The sequence below is a fragment of the Streptomyces sp. NPDC004561 genome (genome assembly GCF_053602155.1).
The window spans coordinates 1-18,609 of sequence record NZ_JBSGDB010000044.1 but is presented as its reverse complement, the minus strand read 5'-3'; the positions used below and the strand labels follow the sequence as shown (position 1 = coordinate 18,609).

The 18,609-nt window shown below is 71.0% G+C and carries 13 protein-coding genes and 1 riboswitch; of the genes, 10 read left to right on the top strand and 3 right to left on the bottom strand.

The genetic code is table 11. The annotated features are described in order from the left end of the window. Positions 1-15: 15 nt before the first annotated feature. The 4 genes from nuoL to recQ all read left to right on the top strand — a co-directional run bounded on the left by nuoL (position 16) and on the right by recQ (position 7,460). Positions 16-1,962: an NADH-quinone oxidoreductase subunit L gene (gene nuoL / locus ACWEN3_RS08885; protein WP_452967506.1), complete on the top strand. Its 1,947-nt coding sequence runs from the start codon at positions 16-18 to the stop codon at positions 1,960-1,962. Between the two features lie 5 nt (positions 1,963-1,967). Further along, complete coding sequence (locus ACWEN3_RS08880) at positions 1,968-3,539, top strand: NADH-quinone oxidoreductase subunit M (RefSeq protein ID WP_452967502.1); 1,572 nt, start codon at positions 1,968-1,970, stop codon at positions 3,537-3,539. After that, complete coding sequence (gene nuoN / locus ACWEN3_RS08875) at positions 3,536-5,185, top strand: NADH-quinone oxidoreductase subunit NuoN (protein WP_452967499.1); 1,650 nt, start codon at positions 3,536-3,538, stop codon at positions 5,183-5,185. The genes ACWEN3_RS08880 and nuoN overlap by 4 nt, the downstream gene beginning before the upstream one ends. Before the next feature lie 262 nt (positions 5,186-5,447). After that, on the top strand, positions 5,448-7,460 hold the full coding sequence (recQ, locus tag ACWEN3_RS08870) for a DNA helicase RecQ (protein ID WP_452967497.1): 2,013 nt from the start codon (positions 5,448-5,450) through the stop codon (positions 7,458-7,460). A gap of 191 nt (positions 7,461-7,651) precedes the next feature. On the opposite strand, the gene ACWEN3_RS08865 is transcribed toward recQ, so the two are convergent. Both ACWEN3_RS08865 and fahA read right to left on the bottom strand, forming a co-directional pair. Further along, positions 7,652-8,590 carry a M56 family metallopeptidase gene (locus tag ACWEN3_RS08865; RefSeq protein WP_452967496.1) on the bottom strand — a complete coding sequence of 313 codons (939 nt, stop codon included), beginning with the start codon at positions 8,588-8,590 and terminating at the stop codon, positions 7,652-7,654. Between the two features lie 360 nt (positions 8,591-8,950). Further along, positions 8,951-10,168 (bottom strand): fumarylacetoacetase, encoded by a 1,218-nt coding sequence (fahA, locus tag ACWEN3_RS08860; RefSeq protein ID WP_452967494.1) that lies wholly within the window; start codon positions 10,166-10,168, stop codon positions 8,951-8,953. Positions 10,169-10,494: 326 nt separating this feature from the next. Between fahA and ACWEN3_RS08855 the strand changes: the two genes are divergently transcribed. From ACWEN3_RS08855 to ACWEN3_RS08845, 3 genes are all read left to right on the top strand, one after another. After that, a complete protein-coding gene (locus ACWEN3_RS08855) occupies positions 10,495-11,739 on the top strand; it encodes a carboxylate--amine ligase (protein ID WP_452967538.1) in 1,245 nt (414 codons plus the stop codon). A gap of 46 nt (positions 11,740-11,785) precedes the next feature. Then, the gene (locus ACWEN3_RS08850; RefSeq protein WP_452967491.1) at positions 11,786-12,988 is read left to right on the top strand and encodes an FAD-dependent oxidoreductase; all 1,203 of its coding nucleotides are present in this window, start codon (positions 11,786-11,788) and stop codon (positions 12,986-12,988) included. A gap of 166 nt (positions 12,989-13,154) precedes the next feature. Continuing rightward, a complete protein-coding gene (locus ACWEN3_RS08845) occupies positions 13,155-13,982 on the top strand; it encodes an HAD family hydrolase (protein ID WP_452967489.1) in 828 nt (275 codons plus the stop codon). Positions 13,983-14,001: 19 nt separating this feature from the next. Here ACWEN3_RS08845 and ACWEN3_RS08840 read toward each other — a convergent pair whose 3' ends face one another. After that, positions 14,002-14,481: a transglycosylase SLT domain-containing protein gene (locus ACWEN3_RS08840; RefSeq protein WP_452967486.1), complete on the bottom strand. Its 480-nt coding sequence runs from the start codon at positions 14,479-14,481 to the stop codon at positions 14,002-14,004. 5 nt (positions 14,482-14,486) lie between these two features. Further along, a riboswitch (cyclic di-AMP (ydaO/yuaA leader) is annotated at positions 14,487-14,665 on the bottom strand. A 642-nt stretch (positions 14,666-15,307) separates the two neighbouring features. Here ACWEN3_RS08840 and ACWEN3_RS08835 point away from each other — a divergent pair. The 3 genes from ACWEN3_RS08835 to ACWEN3_RS08825 all read left to right on the top strand — a co-directional run. After that, entirely contained in the window at positions 15,308-16,318 is a 1,011-nt protein-coding gene (locus tag ACWEN3_RS08835) for a polyprenyl synthetase family protein (protein WP_452967483.1), read from the top strand. A 470-nt stretch (positions 16,319-16,788) separates the two neighbouring features. Beyond that, a complete protein-coding gene (locus tag ACWEN3_RS08830; protein ID WP_452967480.1) occupies positions 16,789-17,991 on the top strand; it encodes a LolA family protein in 1,203 nt (400 codons plus the stop codon). A gap of 43 nt (positions 17,992-18,034) precedes the next feature. Further along, positions 18,035-18,609: ABC transporter ATP-binding protein (locus ACWEN3_RS08825; RefSeq protein WP_452967477.1), on the top strand; the 575-nt coding region annotated here is incomplete at its 3' end.

Sequence of the window (18,609 nt, the reverse complement as noted above, 5' to 3'; positions counted from 1 at the left end):
GGGGTCGGAAGAATCGTGGACAACCTGATCGCGCTGCTCATCGCGGCGCCCCTGCTCGGAGCGGCCGTCCTGCTGGTCGGCGGCCGGCGCCTGGACCGCGTCGGCCACTGGATCGGCACGCTCCTGTCGGCCACCTCCTTCGTGTTCGGCCTGATCCTCTTCTCCGACCTGCTCGGGAAGAGCGCCGACCACCGCACCCTGACCCAGCATCTGTGGACATGGATCTCGGTCGGCAGCTTCCAGGCGGACGTCACCTTCCGCCTCGACCAGCTGTCGATGACCTTCGTCCTCCTCATCACGGGCGTCGGGTCGCTGATCCACCTGTACTCGGTCGGCTACATGGAGCACGACGAGCGGCGCCGCCGCTTCTTCGGCTACCTGAACCTGTTCCTCGCGGCGATGCTGCTGCTGGTCCTCGCCGACAACTACCTGCTGCTGTACGTCGGCTGGGAGGGCGTCGGTCTCGCCTCGTACCTGCTGATCGGCTTCTGGCAGCACAAGCCCAGCGCCGCGACCGCCGCGAAGAAGGCCTTCCTGGTCAACCGCGTCGGCGACATGGGTCTGTCGATCGCGATCATGCTGATGTTCGCCACCTTCGGCAGCTTCGCCTTCGGCCCGGTCTTCAGCCACGCCGGCGACACCTCCCAGGGCAAGCTCACCGCCATCGCGCTGATGCTGCTCCTCGCCGCCTGCGGCAAGTCCGCCCAGGTGCCGCTGCAGTCCTGGCTCGGGGACGCCATGGAGGGCCCGACCCCGGTCTCGGCCCTGATCCACGCGGCGACCATGGTGACCGCGGGCGTCTACCTGATCGTCCGTTCCGCGGCCATCTTCAACGCGGCGCCCGACGCCCAGCTGGCCGTCACCGTCGTCGGCGCGGTCACGCTCCTGTTCGGTGCGATCGTCGGTTGCGCGAAGGACGACATCAAGAAGGCCCTGGCCGGCTCGACCATGTCGCAGATCGGCTACATGGTGCTGGCCGCGGGCCTCGGCCCCATCGGCTACGCCTTCGCGATCATGCACCTGGTGACGCACGGCTTCTTCAAGGCCGGGCTGTTCCTCGGTGCCGGCTCCGTCATGCACGGCATGAACGACGAGGTCGACATGCGCAAGTACGGCGGCCTGCGCAAGTACATGCCGATCACGTTCATCACCTTCGGCCTCGGCTACCTCGCCATCATCGGCTTCCCGGGCCTGTCCGGCTTCTTCTCCAAGGACAAGATCATCGAGGCGGCCTTCGCGAAGGGCGGCACCGAGGGCTGGATCCTCGGCGGCGCGGCCCTGCTGGGCGCGGCCATCACCGCCTTCTACATGACGCGCGTGATGCTGATGACCTTCTTCGGAGAGGAGCGTTGGAGGAACCAACCCACTCGCTCCCCGGAGGCGCCGAGCGCCGAGCCCGCCGCCGAGCACCACGGCGAGCACGCCGAGCCCTACCCGCACGAGTCCCCGAAGGTCATGACGATCCCGATGATCGTGCTGGCCGTCGGCTCGGTCTTCGGCGGTGCCTTCTTCAGCATCGGCGACCGCTTCCTGCACTGGCTGGAGCCGGTCACCGGGCACAGCGAGGGCCACTCCCCGGTCAGCGCCGGGGTCGTCACGGGCGCGACGATGGTGTGCCTGGTGATCGGTGTGGCGATCGCCTGGGCGCAGTACGGCCGCAGGCCCGTCCCGGTCGTCGCCCCGCGCGGCTCGCTGCTCACCCGCGCGGCCCGCCGCGACCTGCTCCAGGACGACTTCAACCACGTCGTCCTGGTGCGCGGCGGCGAGCACCTGACGCGCTCCCTGGTCTACGTCGACCACACCCTGGTCGACGGTGTCGTCAACGGCACGGCGGCCGGCTTCGGCGGCCTGTCCGGGCGGCTGCGCAGGCTCCAGAACGGCTTCGCCCGCTCCTACGCGGTCTCGATGTTCGGCGGTGCGGCACTCCTGGTCGCCGCGACCCTGCTGATGAGGGCGGTCTGATACCGATGTCCTTTCCCCTCCTGACAGCGACGGCGGCGCTCCCGGCCCTCGGGGCCGTCGCCACGGCCGCCGTACCGGCCACGCGGCGCACCGCCGCGAAGTGGCTGGCGCTGGTCGTCTCGCTCGCCACGCTCGCCCTGGCGATCACCGTCCTGGTCCGCTTCGACCCGGGCGGCGCCCGCTACCAGCTCACCGAGTCCCACGCCTGGATCAAGAGCTTCGGGGTGAGGTACGAGCTCGGGGTCGACGGCATCGCGGTGGCGCTGCTCGCGCTGACCGCCGTACTGATCCCGTTCATCATCCTGGCCGGCTGGCACGACGCCGACCCGCTGGAGACCGGCAGCCGCCGCTGGCGGCCCACCCAGGGCTTCTTCGCCCTGATCCTCGCCGTCGAGGCGATGGTGATCATCTCCTTCGAGGCCACCGACGTCTTCCTCTTCTACATCTTCTTCGAAGCCATGCTCATCCCGATGTACTTCCTCATCGGCGGCTTCGGGGACCGTGCCCACGAGCACGGCGAGGAGGCGGCCTCCACTCAGCGGTCGTACGCGGCCGTGAAGTTCCTGCTCTACAACCTGGTCGGCGGTCTGATCATGCTGGCCGCGGTGATCGGCCTCTATGTGGTCGCCGGGAACTTCTCCCTCCAGCAGATCGCCGAGGCCCGCGCGAGCGGTTCGCTGCACATGGCGACCAGCACCGAACGCTGGCTGTTCCTGGGCTTCTTCTTCGCCTTCGCGGTGAAGGCGCCGCTGTGGCCGCTGCACACCTGGCTGCCCAACGCCATGCAGGAGTCCACCGCGCCGGTCGCCGTCCTCATCACGGCGGTCGTCGACAAGGTGGGCACCTTCGCGATGCTCCGCTACTGCCTCCAGCTGTTCCCGGGGGCCAGCAAGTGGGCGACGCCCGTGATCCTCGTCCTGGCCCTGATCAGCATCATCTACGGTGCGCTGCTCGCCGTCGGCCAGCGGGACATCAAGCGCCTGGTGGCCTACGCGTCGATCTCGCACTTCGGCTTCATCATCATGGGCATCTTCGCGATGACCAGCCAGGGCCAGTCCGGCGCCACGCTCTACATGGTCAACCACGGCATCTCCACGGCCGCGCTGATGCTGGTCGCCGGCTTCCTGATCTCCCGGCGCGGTTCGCGGCTCATCGCCGACTACGGAGGCGTGCAGAAGGTCGCCCCGGTGCTCGCCGGCACCTTCCTGATCGGCGGCCTCGCGACCCTCTCGCTGCCCGGCCTCGCGCCGTTCGTGAGTGAGTTCCTGGTCCTCGTCGGCACGTTCACGCGCTACCCGGCGATCGGGATCGTCGCCACCTTCGGCATCGTCCTCGCCGCGCTCTACACCCTGGTGCTGTACCAGCGGACGATGACGGGCCCGGTGAAGCCCGCGGTCTCGGCGATGCCCGACCTGCGCGTGCGTGAGCTCGTGGTCGTCGCCCCGCTGATCGTGCTGCTGATCTTCCTGGGTGTCTATCCGAAGCCCGTGACGGACATCGTCAATCCGGCGGTCAAACAGACCATGTCCGACGTCCAGAAGAAGGACCCCAAGCCCGAGGTGGAGGCGGCCAAGTGAGCACAGCAGCCGTCCACAGCCTGTGGACAACCGCGGCCGACCCGATCTCGAAGATCGGCGCGCCGAAGATCGAATACGGACAATTGTCGCCGACACTGATCATCCTCGGCGCGGCGCTGGTCGGGGTGCTCATCGAGGCGTTCGTCCCGCGCAAGTCCCGCTACTACGCGCAGGTGTTCGTGTCCGTCGTGGCCCTGTGTGCCGCGTTCGCCGCGGTCGTGGCGCTCGCGGCCGACGGTTACGGCACCAAGAAGGCGCACATCGCCGCCATGGGCGCGATCGCGGTCGACGGGCCGTCCCTCTTCCTGCAGGGCACGATCCTCCTGGCCGGCCTGGTCGGCCTGTTCACCTTCGCCGAGCGGCGGCTGGATCCGGCGGCGCACGGCAGCCGGGTCGACTCGTTCGCCGCGCAGGCCGCGTCCGTGCCGGGCAGCGACAGCGAGAAGGCCGCGGTGAAGGCCGGTTTCACCACCACCGAGGTCTTCCCGCTCCTCCTCTTCGCCGTCGCCGGCATGCTGGTGTTCCCCTCGGCGAACGACCTGCTGACGCTCTTCGTGGCCCTGGAGGTCTTCTCCCTGCCGCTGTACCTGATGTGCGCACTGGCCCGCCGCAAGCGGCTGCTGTCGCAGGAGGCCGCGGTCAAATACTTCCTGCTCGGCGCGTTCGCCTCCGCGTTCACGCTGTTCGGCATCGCCCTGCTGTACGGCTATGCGGGCTCGGTGTCGTACGGCCGCATCGCCCAGGTCGTCGACGGCTCGGTCACCGACGTGAACCCGGCACTGGCCAACACCATGGGCAACGACGCGCTGCTCCTCATCGGCAGCGCCATGATCGTGATGGGTCTGCTGTTCAAGGTGGGCGCGGTGCCGTTCCACATGTGGACACCCGACGTCTACCAGGGTGCGCCGACCCCGGTGACCGGCTTCATGGCGGCGGCGACGAAGGTGGCCGCGTTCGGCGCGCTGCTGCGGCTGCTGTACGTCGTCCTGCCCGGCATGCGCTGGGACTGGCGGCCGGTGATGTGGGCGGTGGCGATCATCACGATGCTGGGCGGCGCGATCGTCGCGATCACTCAGACCGACATCAAGCGGCTGCTCGCCTACTCGTCGATCGCGCACGCCGGATTCATCCTCGCGGGTGTCATCGCGACCTCGAAGGACGGCGTGTCGTCGGTCCTCTTCTACCTGGCCGGGTACTCGTTCGTCACGATCGGCGCGTTCGCGGTGGTCACGCTGGTGCGCGACGCGGGCGGCGAGGCGACCCACCTGTCCAAGTGGGCCGGGCTCGGCCGCCGCTCCCCGCTGGTGGCGGCCGTCTTCGCGGTGTTCCTGCTCGCCTTCGCCGGCATCCCGCTGACCTCCGGCTTCGCCGGGAAGTTCGCCGTCTTCAAGGCGGCGGCGGACGGCGGCGCGGCCCCGCTGGTCGTGATCGGTGTGATCTCCTCGGCGATCGCGGCGTTCTTCTACATCCGCGTGATCGTGCTCATGTTCTTCAGCGAGCCGAGGCCCGAGGGCCCGACGGTGGCCGTGCCGTCGCCGCTGACCATGCTGGCGATCGGTGTCGGCGTCGCGGTGACGCTGGTGCTGGGCGTGGCGCCGCAGTACTTCCTGGATCTGGCGAACCAGGCGGGCGTCTTCGTGCGCTGAGCCCCACGGCTGCTGTCGCACCGGCCCCGGCTCCTCGGCGAGGAACCGGGGCCGTCGCACGTCACCGCTCGAGGGCGAGTGGCGGGTACCGGTACTGCGCCGTCGCCGAGTACGCCGGTGCCAGCCACCGATGTGGTTCACGCGCATTGGTACGACAACCACACCCCCACCTGTGGACAACTTCCGGCACTGTCGGCGCGGACCCCTATCGTTGACGCAGTGGTCGAGGGACGACGCACGGGGGACAGACGGGGACCGGACAATGGATGTGACGGGCGGGATCAGCGAGATGCCAAGGGTGACCGAAGGGCCGGACGTGACCGGGAGCGAGGCGCTCGTCACGCTGCACCGGGTCTTCGGGTACGAGGCCTTCCGGGGCGAGCAGCAGGCGATCATCGAGCATGTGGTGGCGGGCGGCGACGCCGTCGTGCTCATGCCCACCGGCGGCGGCAAGTCGCTGTGCTACCAGATCCCGGCCCTGGTCAGACCCGGCACCGGCATCGTGATCTCCCCGCTCATCGCGCTCATGCAGGACCAGGTGGACGCCCTGCGCGCCCTCGGCGTGCGCGCCGGCTTCATCAACTCCACGCAGGACTTCGACGAGCGGCGCGTGGTCGAGGCCGAGTTCCTGGCCGGCGAGCTGGACCTCCTGTACCTGGCGCCGGAGCGGCTGCGCCTGGACACCACCCTCGGCCTGCTCTCCCGCGGCAAGATCTCCGTCTTCGCGATCGACGAGGCGCACTGTGTGTCCCAGTGGGGCCACGACTTCCGCCCCGACTACCTCTCCCTGTCCCTCCTCGGCGAGCGCTGGCCGGACGTCCCCCGGATCGCCCTCACCGCCACCGCCACCCACGCCACCCACCAGGAGCTCACCCAGCGGCTCGGCCTGCCGACGGCCCGCCACTTCGTCGCCAGTTTCGACCGGCCCAACATCCAGTACCGGATCGTGCCCAAGGCCGACCCGAAGAAGCAGCTGCTCGGCTTCCTCCGGGAGGAGCACGCGGGCGACGCCGGGATCGTGTACTGCCTCTCGCGCAACTCCGTGGAGCGGACAGCGGAGTTCCTGACCGCCAACGGCATCGACGCGGTGCCGTACCACGCGGGCCTCGACGCGGGCACGCGCGCCACGCACCAGGCCCGGTTCCTGCGCGAGGACGGACTGGTCGTGGTCGCGACCATCGCCTTCGGCATGGGCATCGACAAGCCCGACGTACGCTTCGTCGCCCACCTGGACCTGCCCAAGTCCATCGAGGGCTACTACCAGGAGACCGGCCGCGCGGGCCGCGACGGTCTGCCGTCCACCGCCTGGATGGCCTACGGCCTGAACGACGTCATACAGCAGCGCAAGCTGATCCAGTCCGGTGAGGGCGACGAGGCGTTCCGCCGCCGGGCGGCCGCCCACCTCGACGCGATGCTCGCGCTGTGCGAGACGGTCCAGTGCCGCCGAGCCCAGCTGCTCGCCTACTTCGGCCAGGACCCCGATCACGCGGGCTGCGGCAACTGCGACACCTGCCTCGTCCCGCCGGAGACCTGGGACGGCACCGTCGCCGCGCAGAAGGTGCTGTCGACGGTGGTAAGGCTGCAGCGGGAGCGCGGGCAGAAGTTCGGCGCCGTGCAGATCGTCGACATCCTGCTGGGCAAGCGCACCGGCAAGGTGATCCAGTTCGACCACGACCAGCTGTCCGTCTTCGGCATCGGCCAGGACCTCAGCGAGGCCGAGTGGCGGGGCGCCATCCGGCAGCTGCTGGCCCAGGGACTGCTCGCGGTCGAAGGGGAGTACGGCACGCTGGTGCTCACCGAGGCGAGCGGCGAGGTGCTGCGGCGGGAGCGAGAGGTGCCGCTGCGCAAGGAGCCGAAGAAGCCGGCCGGCTCCCGGTCGCGATCGGCCGGTGCCTCCGGCGGCGACCGCAAGGCGAAGGCCGCCGCGGCCGAACTGTCCGACGAACTGCTCCCCGCCTTCGAGGCCCTGCGCGCCTGGCGTGCCGAGCAGGCCCGGGAACAGGGCGTCCCCGCATACGTCATCTTCCACGACGCCACCCTGCGGGAGATCGTCACCCAGTGGCCCGGCTCGGTGCGCGAGTTGGGCACGGTGAGCGGGGTCGGCGAGAAGAAGCTGGTCACGTACGGGGAGGGAGTGCTCGAGGTACTGGCCTCCCTGGACAGCCCGGCCGCGCCCGCCGCAGCCGCGCCCGCCGCAGCCGCGCCCGCCGCAGCCGCGCCGGCGGGAGCCGACCCCGCGGTGGACGACGAGCCCGAACCGGACGACTGGATGTAGCGGATCGGCCTGGGGCGATGCGGGGGAGCGTCACAGCCCCCGCGCCGCATAGGCCCTGACATCGGTGTCCGAGTCGGCCGTTGCGATGAAGAGGGGGGCTGGATTGTTGCGCCACGTGAGGGGATGTCGGGTGGCCAGCTGAGCTGCGGCTTTCCCTTCCGGCGGGGAAGATCCGCCACCCGGCGGACCGGTCAGGACAGTGCGGTCAGCCCCGGGGCGAACGTGATCAGCAGCGGGAGCAGCGGCACCAGCGCGGCCACCGTCGTGGTCAGGGCCCGGTGCCGGCGCAGCAGTCGCGGCGGCGGCTCCAGCAGGCGGTCCACGCGCTCGCCCAGGAGACGGCGGCTGGAGGCACAGGAGAGGACGCCCCGGTGCTGGTTCAGCTCGATCAGCGCGAGGGCCGTGGTGAGGTGCCCGCAGCGCCGGGACGCGGCGTCGTCGGCGGCCAGTTCCACCAGGCGGTGCGTCTGGTCGCAGAAGTGGGCGAAGAGCGGCACGCGGGGGAAGCCCGTGGCGAGCGCGGTGGACAGGTGCAGCAGCCAGTCGTGATGGGCGCGCGCGTGCCCGCGTTCGTGTGTGAGCACGGCGTCCAACTGATGGTCGGTGAGCCGCTGCAGCGCGCCGGTGGTGACGACCAGCTGCGGCGGATGTCCCGGCATCCACCAGGCGTCCGGGTACTCGTCCTCCAGCACCAGCATCGGGCCCCGTGCCGGGGGCAGCCCGGCGGGCAGGTCCGGGGCGCGCTCGCGCAGGTGCGCCCGGGCCTGGCCACGGCTACGGCGGGCCTCGACGAGTTCCCGGGCGAGCATCGCGGTCGTCCACGCGGCGCCGCAGGCGAGCAGAACGGTGAACGCGGCCGCCCACACCGGCGCCGCGGAGAGGTCGTAGGCGGCGGTGACGGCGGGCGGCGCGGGGGCGAACACGTGGTCGCGCACGGTGTGGAAGATGGCCGCCGCGCCCAGGATCAGCGCGGCCAGGCAGCACAGCAGGACGGTGGCGACCAGACACTGCCACACCCACAACCCGACCACGGGTTCCCGCTCGGGCCATGCGGCACGGGTCAGCGCGCGCGGTGCCGGTACGGCGGCCGTCAGGGCGACGACGCTCAGCAGGAGCAGGCAGACGGTCATGCCGGGGCTCCGGTTCCTGGTCGGAGTGGCGTGCGGGTGTCGGTGGTGCCGAGAGAGTGACGCGCGCGTGCGCATCGCGTGTGGTGCGTGTCCCTGTCAGTATGGCGAAGACGGGCGCCGCGAGTCAGGTGCCGGAGCCGAACCGGCCGCACCCGTTCGCGTCACACGGCCCTCTCCGCACGTCCTGTGCGCGCCCGCTCACGCAACACAGCGCGCGTCCACTCGCGCACCACCATGCGCGCCCGCTCCCGACGGCAGCACCGCGCACCGCGACTCACACCGCCGCGCGCCCCCGCTCCTGCCGCGCGCCCCGCGGGTCGAGGCCGGCGTCGTACGGCCGACCCCGCCCGCGGCGCGGGTTCACCCCGACACGATCCGCCCGCTGACCTCCCCCAGGCCGACCCGGTTCCCGTTCGCGCCGGGTGCCCAGGCCGACAGGGTCACGACGTCACCGTCCTCCACGAAGGCGCGCTTGCCGTCCGGGAGTTCGAGGGGGTCGCGGCCGTTCCAGGTCAGTTCCAGGAGGGAGCCCCGCTGGCGCTCCTCCGGTCCGCTGACCGTGCCGGAGCCGTACAGGTCGCCGGTGCGCAGGGAGGCGCCGTTCACCGTCATGTGGGCGAGCTGCTGGGCGGCGGTCCAGTACATGGTGGAGAAGGGCGGCTCGGAGACGACGTGGCCGTTGATCGCGACCGAGATCCGCAGGTCGTAGCCGCCGGGCTCGATCTCCGGCACCGAGTCGTCCAGGTACGGCAGCAGCGGGTGGGTGCGCTGTGGAGGCTCCACGCGCGCGTGCTCCAGCGCTTCCAGCGGAGTGATCCATGCCGACACCGAGGTCGCGAAGGACTTGCCGAGGAAGGGGCCGAGGGGGACGTACTCCCAGGCCTGGATGTCCCGGGCGGACCAGTCGTTCAGCAGGCACAGCCCGAAGACGTGCTCGCGGAACTCGCCGAGGGCGACCGGCCGGCCCAGCTCGGACGGCACGCCGACGACGAAGCCGACCTCGGCCTCGATGTCCAGCCGGATCGACGGCCCGAAGACGGGAGCGGGGTCGGCGGGGCCCTTGCGCTGCCCGGACGGGCGTACGACGTCCGTGCCCGAGACGATCACCGTGCCGGAGCGGCCGTGGTAACCGATCGGCAGGTGCTTCCAGTTGGGGGTGAGGGAGTCCTCGGCGTCCGGGCGGAAGATCTGCCCGACGTTGCGGGCGTGGTTCTCCGAGGCGTAGAAGTCGACGTAGTCCGCCACCTCGAAGGGCAGGTGCAGGGTCACCTCGGACAAGGGGTGGAAGAGCGGTTCGACCGCCTCGCGGTGCGCGGGTTCGGTGACCCAGGCGGTGACGGCGCGCCGCACCTCCGACCAGGTCGCGCGGCCGGCCGCCAGCAGTGCGTTCAGGGTGGGCCGGGCGAGCAGCGAGTGGTGCGGCGAGCCGAGCGCGGCGGCCGCGGCGCCCGCGTCGAGGACGTGGTCTCCGAGCCGGACGCCGACCCTCCGCTCCGTGCTGCCGGAGGGCGAGAACACGCCATAGGGAAGGTTGTGCGGGCCGAAGGGGTCGCCCTCGGGGACGTCGAAGGGGGGCATGGGGTACTGCCTCACTCTCATCCGGGCCATGCATGGCATGCGTTCCACGTGGTCGCGCCACACGTTACGGCCGGGACGCCCGTCTTGGGCAGTGCGCCCAGGCGGGACTTGGGGCGCGCCTCGACCAGGACTGCGGGAGTGCCCCCAGGAGGACGCCGCGGCGGCTCGCCGGGTTGCCCGCACAGGGCCTAAAGAGTTCGCAATGTCCGAATAGGCCTTGTCGGAGGCGGCAATTCCGGCTTAGCGTCCTTTGGGGACACGGACGGGGTGGGTCCGTTCCATTGGGGGGACACGTGGGGGGACCCGTGGCCGGAAACGCTGTCAGCGTGCCGTTCGAGGCCGACCGTGACGTGCCGGGGATGATCGTCAAGTTCGGCGACTACCCGCTGCATCACGGCGGTGTCGGCGCGATCCGCAGCCTGGGACGCCTCGGTGTGCCCATGTACGCCATCACCGAGGACCCGTACACCCCGGCGGCCTCCTCCCGCTATCTGAAGAAGGCGTTCGTGTGGCCGACGACCGGCGCGGAGGACCCGGGCCGCCTCATCGAGGGCCTGCTGCGTATCGGCCACCGGATCGGCCGCCCGACTGTCCTGATCCCGACCGACGAGGAGGCCGCGGTCCTGATCGCCGAGCATCAGGACGAACTGGCCGGAGCCTTCCTCTTCCCGCGCGTGGACCCCGGACTGCCCCGCCGGCTGGCCAGCAAGAAGGGCCTGCACGAACTGTGCGTGGAGCACGGCATCGCGAGCCCCTCGGCCGCGTTCCCCCGGTCGTACGAGGAGATCGTCGCCTTCGCCGACACGGCCCGTTTCCCGGTCGTGGCCAAGAACCGCGAGGCGTTCGTCCGCCGCAGACAACCCGCCGTCAACGGCACCACGAGGATCGCCACCCGGGAGGGCCTGCTCACCCTCGCCCGTGACTGGGGCGCGGAACCCGGCGTGATCCTCCAGGAGTACCTGCCGCGCGAGGAGGCCGAGGACTGGATCGTGCACGCCTGCTTCGACCAGGACTCCAGCCCGCTCGCGCTGTTCACCGGCGTCAAGGTCCGCTCGTGGCCGCCGCACGCGGGCATGACGGCGAACGCGTACGTCGTCGACAATCCGGAACTCGCCGACCTCGCCACTCGTTTCATCAAGCAGATCGGCTTCAGCGGCATCATCGACCTCGACCTGCGCTTCGACCGGCGCGACGGACAGTACAAGCTCCTCGACTTCAACCCGCGCATGGGCGCCCAGTTCCGCCTCTTCGAGAACGAGTCGGGCGTGGACGTCGTCCGTGCCATGCACCTGAATCTGACCGGCCACCCCGTTCCGGAGGGGGAGCAGCGCGCCGGCCACCGATACATCGTGGAGAACATCGACCTCCCCGCCCTCCTCGCCTACCGCCGCAGCGGCTACACGACGCCGCACGCGCCGGCGAAGGCGAGCGGGACGGAACTGGCCTGGCTCGCGGGTGACGACCCGCTGCCGTTCCTCACGATGCTGGCCCGCTTCGTGCGCCCGGGCGCGAAGCACCTCTATCAGCTGTGGCGGACCAACCGCCGCGGCAGCGGCACATCCACGAAGTAGGCAAGGCCACGAAGGTGGCGCACCACGCGTCCTGGGGAGGGACTTCGTGATTCGACCGGTTGCAGTCATCGGGGCCGGGCCGTTCGGCCTGTCCACCGCCGCCCACCTGCGGGCGCGCGGCATTCCCGTCCGCGTCTTCGGTGACCCCATGGTCAGCTGGCGCGACCACATGCCCCAGGGCATGCTCCTGAAGTCCACGCCCGTCGCCTCGAGCTTCGACTGCCCGCAGCCCGGCCACACCCTCGCCGACTACTGCGACGCGGCCGGGATCCGCCGCCTGGTGACCGACGAGGACATCATCCCGGTGGAGACCTTCATCGGCTACGGGGAGTGGTTCCGGCAGCAACTGATCCCCGACCTGGAGCAGGTGCGGGTCGTCTCCGTGGACCGCGACAAGAGCGGCGGCTTCGAACTCAAACTGGACTCGGGGGAGATGTTCACCGCGCGCGCGGTCGTCGTCGCCACCGGTCTGTCGGGCCTCGCGCATCTGCCCGCGGAGCTGGCGGGGGCGGCGGCCGACGGACCCGCCGCGACGGGCCCCGTCTCGCACAGCTCCCAGCACCACGACCTCACCCGTTTCGCCGGCAAGGACCTGATAGTCGTCGGCGCCGGCCAGTCCGCGCTGGAGACGGCGGCGCTCGCGGCCGAGGCGGGCGCCCGGGTGCGCGTGGTCGCGCGCGGGCGCGGCCGGGTCGCCTTCGGCGCCCCGCCCTGGGAGCAGCCCAGGCTGCGCCCCGAGTCCCCGTTCGGCCGCGCCTGGTCGCTGTGGGCGTTCAGCTACTACCCGCACCCCTATCGCTACCTGCCCGAGACGGCCCGCCACTACCTGGTCCGCCGGGTCCTCGGCCCGCTCGGCGCCTGGTGGCTGCGGGAGCGCTTCGAGAGCGGTGTGCAGGTGCAGGACGTCGAGCGGGTGGTGGGCGCGGAGGCCCCGGACGGCAGTCCGGTCCTCACCGTCCGCACCCACGGCGGCCGCACCGAGCGGATCACCGCCGACCATGTCATCGCCGCGACCGGCTACCGCGTCGACATCGCGGCGATGGACTTCCTCGGCGCCGAACTGCGCACCCGGCTCGCGGTGAGCCGTGGCGCGCCGAAGCTCGGCCCCGGCTACGTCTCCTCCGTGCCCGGCGTGTACTTCACCGGCCTGCCGGCGGCGTCCTCGTACGGCCCGGTGATGCGCTTCGTCTGCGGCACGGAGTTCGCCTCCCCACGCCTCGCGAAGCACCTGGCCGCGGCCCACGGCTGACGCCCGGGGCGGCCCCGGGGGTCCCACTGGGCCTCAGGGCCTCAGGGACTCACGCGCCGAAGTGTCAGCATCAGGGGCCGTGGGGGCGGTACTTGGGGCCCAGTGGCACGTAAGTGCCTGGAAAGAGTGGTGAGTCGGTGGGGTGTGGTGTCCGTATTCTCTGATCATGGCACCCTCCCCCGCGTACGCACTGATCGCCACCGACCTGGACGGAACGCTGCTGCGTGGCGACGACACCGTCTCCGAACGGTCGCTCGCCGCGCTCGCGCGGGTGGGGCGGGCCGGTGCCAGGCACCTGGTGGTGACCGGCCGCCCGGCCCCCAGGGTGCGGCCCCTGCTGGCGGACCTCGGCTGCACGGGGCTCGCGGTGTGCGGGCAGGGCGCGCAGGTCTACGACGCCGGGGCCGACCGCCTGTTGTGGTCGGTCCGGCTGGACCGGGAGCTGGCCGAGACCGCGCTCGGCAAGATCGAGGCCGAGGTGGGGCAGGTGTACGCGGCGGTCGACCAGGACGGCGTGGACGGGCTCACGCTGATCGAACCCGGCTATCTGATGCCCCACCCGACCCTGCCCGCGGTACGGGTGGACCGGCGCGACGACCTGTGGGGCGAGCCCATCAGCAAGGTGCTGCTGCGCCACGCCACGGTGCCGGACGACGAGTTGGCGGCCATCGCGCGCGGGGTGGTGGGTTCGCTGGCGACGGTCACCATGTCGGGGCCGGGGACGGTGGAACTCCAGCCGTGCGGGGTGACCAAGGCGACCGGGCTGGCGCTGGCCGCCGAGCGGCTGGGGATCGGTGCCGAACGGGCCCTGGCGTTCGGGGACATGCCGAACGACATCCCGATGTTCGACTGGGCCGGACACGGGGTCGCCATGGCCAACGCCCACGCGGAACTCAAGGCCGTCGCGGATGAGGTCACCTCGTCGAACGAGGACGACGGCATCGCCGTCGTCCTCGAAAGACTGTTCCCGACCGACTGGCCGGGATATCAGTAGTGCCTGCCGCGAGCGCCGATCAGTAGGCGCTGTTGACGTGGTCGATCGACCCGTAGCGCGCGGCCGCGTAGTTGCAGGCGGCGGTGATGTTGGCGACCGGGTCGTAGATGTTGAACGAGGTTCCGGCCACGTGGTACGCGTTGAACGTCGGGTCGATGACCTGGAGCAGGCCCTTGGACGGGATGCCCTTGGCCGCGTTGGAGTCCCACAGGTTGATGGCGTTCGGGTTGCCCGAGGACTCCCGCATGACGTTGCGGTAGATGCCGTTGTAGGAGCCGGGGATGCCCTTCTGGGCCATGATCGCGAGCGACTCGCGGATCCAGCCGTTGAGGTTGTTCGGGTAGCCGGCGGGGGTGGTGGAGACCGTCGGGGCCGCGGTGGTGGCCGCGGCGGCGCTGGTCGCTCCGATGAGCGGCATGGCGAGAACGGCGGCACCGGTACCGGCGACGGCGATCATGCGGACGAGGCGGGTGCGGCGGGACTGAGCGGCAGCAGGCATGGGGGTGTTCCTCTCCGGCGCCTGCGAGGTGAGCTGTCGGGTTCGGGCTGGGAGGTGCCCGGCCGTGTCCTGAAGGGACACGACTTAACCCCAAGCCGTTCCGGCGCGACATGTGCCGTCCGGTCCGGCGACTTACCTGGGTCCCCCGCTCCTGCCGTGCGAATGAGTTCGTCGATGGGTTACGTGGGCGGCGGCAGGATTCGGCGTCCGCCCGACGGGTCGGGAACGTATGCGAGAGCACATGTCGGGAACAAGTGCCTGATTCACACAACGCACTATTTGACCTTGGTCTGTGCCGTATGGGGTACTTGATCCTTTGCGGTTGCCAACCCTCAACTCGCCGAGGCGCAGGGGGAGAACGCCCGGCAGGGCGGCCGGGCGCTCCGATGAGCGCGCGTGACCCAATTCACGAAATAGCAAATGGCGCTAATTCGGACATGGGCGATTCGGGCGACCCGGCCCGGGGGTGTGGGTGCGGTGGAACCACTGACGCCGTGTCCGTCGTTCTCGTAGTGGCCGGAGCGTGGAGGGAGGTGGGGGGATGGGGCCACTCGGGTGTACGTCGGGGTGGGCTCACCCGAGATGCGGGGTTACTCCATCTATTTGCCGATTCGATACAAAGCTCTCTGATGCCTGGTTAGTCGATGAATGTCCGTTCTTACCGGATGATCAAAAAGGTGCCGGTCATGATCGATGCCGTCTGGGCTGGAGCCGTGGGCGCTATCGGTGATCGAAACAGGACCGGATACGCTGACTTGAGTGATGGCAGCGACCTATCGACAAACCGTGTAAGCGCCAGCAGACACCAGCAGACAGGAGACCCCTCGTGACCGTCGTCGGGCCGTTCGGGCTGAGCGTGCGGGACCAGGCTCTGGAAGCCGATGTCCAGGCCGGATTGGCGGCTGTCGAGGAAGGCTTGCTCGAGGCCACCAAGAGCGAGGTCCCGTTCATCACGGAGGCCGCGCAGCACCTCGTACGGGCCGGTGGGAAGCGGTTCCGGCCGCTGCTCGTGATGCTCGCGGCGCAGTTCGGCGACCGCTACGCGCCGGGCATCGTGCCGTCGGCCGTGGTCGTGGAGCTGACCCACCTCGCCACGCTGTACCACGACGACGTGATGGACGAGGCGGCCGTGCGGCGCGGCGTGGACAGCGCCAACACCCGCTGGAGCAACTCCGTCGCCGTCCTCACCGGCGACTTCCTCTTCGCCCGCGCCTCCCAGATCCTCGCCGACCTCGGTCCCGAGGCGGTCCGGGTGCAGGCCCTCGCGTTCGAGCGGCTGGTCACGGGCCAGATCCTGGAGACCGCCGGCCCGTCCGACGGCCGCGACCCGGTCGACCACTACCTGGACGTGCTGGGCGGCAAGACGGGCTCCCTGGTGGCGGTGTCGTGCCGGTTCGGCGCGATGATGTCCGGCGCCGACGAGACGGTCGTGGACGTGCTCACCCAGTACGGCGAGCGCCTCGGGGTGGCCTTCCAGCTCGCCGACGACGTCCTGGACATCGCCTCCGACTCCCACGAGTCCGGCAAGACCCCGGGCACCGACCTGCGCGAGGGCGTCGCGACCCTGCCCGTGCTCCGGCTGCGCGAGCGGGCGGCCCGGCTGGGGCTGCCCGAGGACATCGCCCTGTGCGAGCTGCTGGACTCCGACCTCACCGACGACGCCCGGCACGCCGAGGCGCTGGCCGCGCTGCGGGGCCACCCCGCGCTGGAGCAGGCCCGCCGGGACACGCTGCGGTACGCGGAGGAGGCGCGGGCCGCGCTGGCGCCGCTGCGCGAGTGCGACGCCAAGGCGGCGCTGTTGCAGCTGTGCGACGCGGTGGTCCACCGCGCCGGCTAGCCACGGCGGGCTCCGCACTGGGGGCAGGCCCGCAGCGGGGCCCGTACGAGGGCTGCACGCGCCCTGCGTGTCGGCCCTGCCCCGGCCCGTACGACTGCCGCGCCCGGCCCGTGCCAAGGCCCGTACGAGTCCCGTGTGAAGGCCCGCACGAGTCCCGAGCCAAGGCCCCTACGAGTCCCGCGCGAAGGCCGCACGCACCGCGGCTCTCCGGCACGCCCCCGCGGCCCGTCCGGCGGCCGTCCGCGTCCGGTTCGCCGTGTGCGACCCCTACGGGTCGGGGGAGCCGCCACCCCTACGTGTCATACCGCAGGCGTACACGGAGTTGGCTCCGTGGTCTGACGATTCCTCATGGCCGATTTGGTGAGATGGGTACCAGGGAAATCACCACTCCTCACCGATTCGGGTGAGAATGGCGGCTCAGGTGGACCAGCGTGAGGACAGCCGCCGCCGACGACGGAGGTAAGGCACACATGGCACCGTACGAATCCGACGACGCAGAGGGCGCCGCGCGGGACGAGGACCGGAGCTCCGGCCGCCGCAAGGCCGCCCGGTACGCCGTCCCGGTCGCGGTGGTGGGGGTGGCGGCGGCCACGATCGGGCTCGTCCCGGCGCTCGCCGACTCCGGCGACCCCGACCTGCCCAGGATCACCGCACAGCAACTCATCGACAAGATCGCCAAGTCGGACGTGCAGCAGCTGTCCGGCACCGTGAAGATCAGCACCGACCTCGGCCTGCCCGATCTCGGCGGCCTGGGGAGCGGCATCGCCTCCGGCGCGACCAAGGGCTCCGGCGACGGCTCCTCCGCCGACCCGCAGGCCAAGCTCACCGAGCTGGTCTCCGGCACGCACACCCTGCGCGTCGCCGCCGACGGACCCGACCGGCAGAAGCTGTCGCTGCTCGAACAGGGCGCCGAGTACAGCCTCGTCCACAACGGCAAGGACGTCTGGGGCTACGACAGCAAGAGCAACGAGGTCTCGCACAGCACCGCGGACGACTCCGGCAAGGACCGGCGGCGGGCCGAGCCCCCGGCCACCCCGAAGGACTTCGCCGACCAGGCCCTGAAGGCGGTCGACGACACCACGTCCGTCACCGTCGACGGCACCGCGCACGTCGCCGGACGCGATGCCTACAAGCTGCTGATCAAGCCCCGGCAGTCCGGCACCACGGTCGGCGCGATCAGCATCGCCGTGGACGCGAAGACGGGCATGCCGCTGAAGTTCACGCTGACCCCGAAGAGCGGCGGGGCCGCCGTGATCGACGCGGGCTTCACCCAGGTCTCCTTCGCCAGGCCGGCCGCCTCGGCCTTCGCCTTCACCCCGCCCAAGGGCGCGAAGGTCACCGAGGAGAAGAAGCAGCCCAAGGCGCGCGAGCACGCCCCGAAGTCCGGCGAGGGCTTCGGCAAGGGCCTGAACGGCGCCAACGTCCTCGGCAAGGGCTGGACCTCCGTCGCCACCTTCGACACCGGCGCCAAGGGCGGGATGCCGACCGGCGCCAAGGGCGGCGACCTCGGCGGATTCCTCGGCTCGCTGGGCGACAAGGTGTCCGGGAAGTTCGGCAAGGGCACGGTCTTCTCCACCCGCCTGGTCAACGCCCTGATCACCGACGACGGCAAGGTCTACGCCGGCGCCGTGACCAAGGACGCCCTGGTGAAGGCGGCGAACGCCGGGAAGTGACCTTCCCGGGTCTTCCGGGGCACGACGAGACGAGGGGGAGCCGATGGGCGAACCGTCCGCCATGGAGCCGGACCGGGCCGACGCGGCGGCGAGCGTCATCGCCACGCGCGGCCTGACCAAGCGCTACCGCGGCGGACAGCTCGCCGTCGACGGTCTCGACCTGACCGTCCCGGCGGGCAGCGTCTTCGGCTTCCTCGGCCCGAACGGCTCCGGCAAGACCACCACCATCCGCATGCTGGTGGGCCTCATCGAGCCGACCTCCGGCACGGCCCGTGTCCTGGGCCGGCCCATGCCACGGGCCGCCCGCACGGTCCTGCCGCAGGTCGGCGCGCTCATCGAGGGCCCCGCGCTGTACGGCTTCCTCTCCGGCCGGGACAACCTGCTGCGCTACGACGCCGCCGACCCGACCGCCGACCCACGTACCCGGCGCGCCCGGGTCGCGGCCGCGCTGGACCGGGTCGGTCTCGCGGCCGCCGCCGGCAAGAAGGCCAAGGCGTACTCGCTCGGCATGAAGCAGCGGCTGGGCCTGGCCGCCGCGCTGCTCCAGCCGCGCGGGCTGCTCGTCCTGGACGAGCCTCGAAGCCGGGCGGACAGATCCGTAACTACCCTGGCGCATCC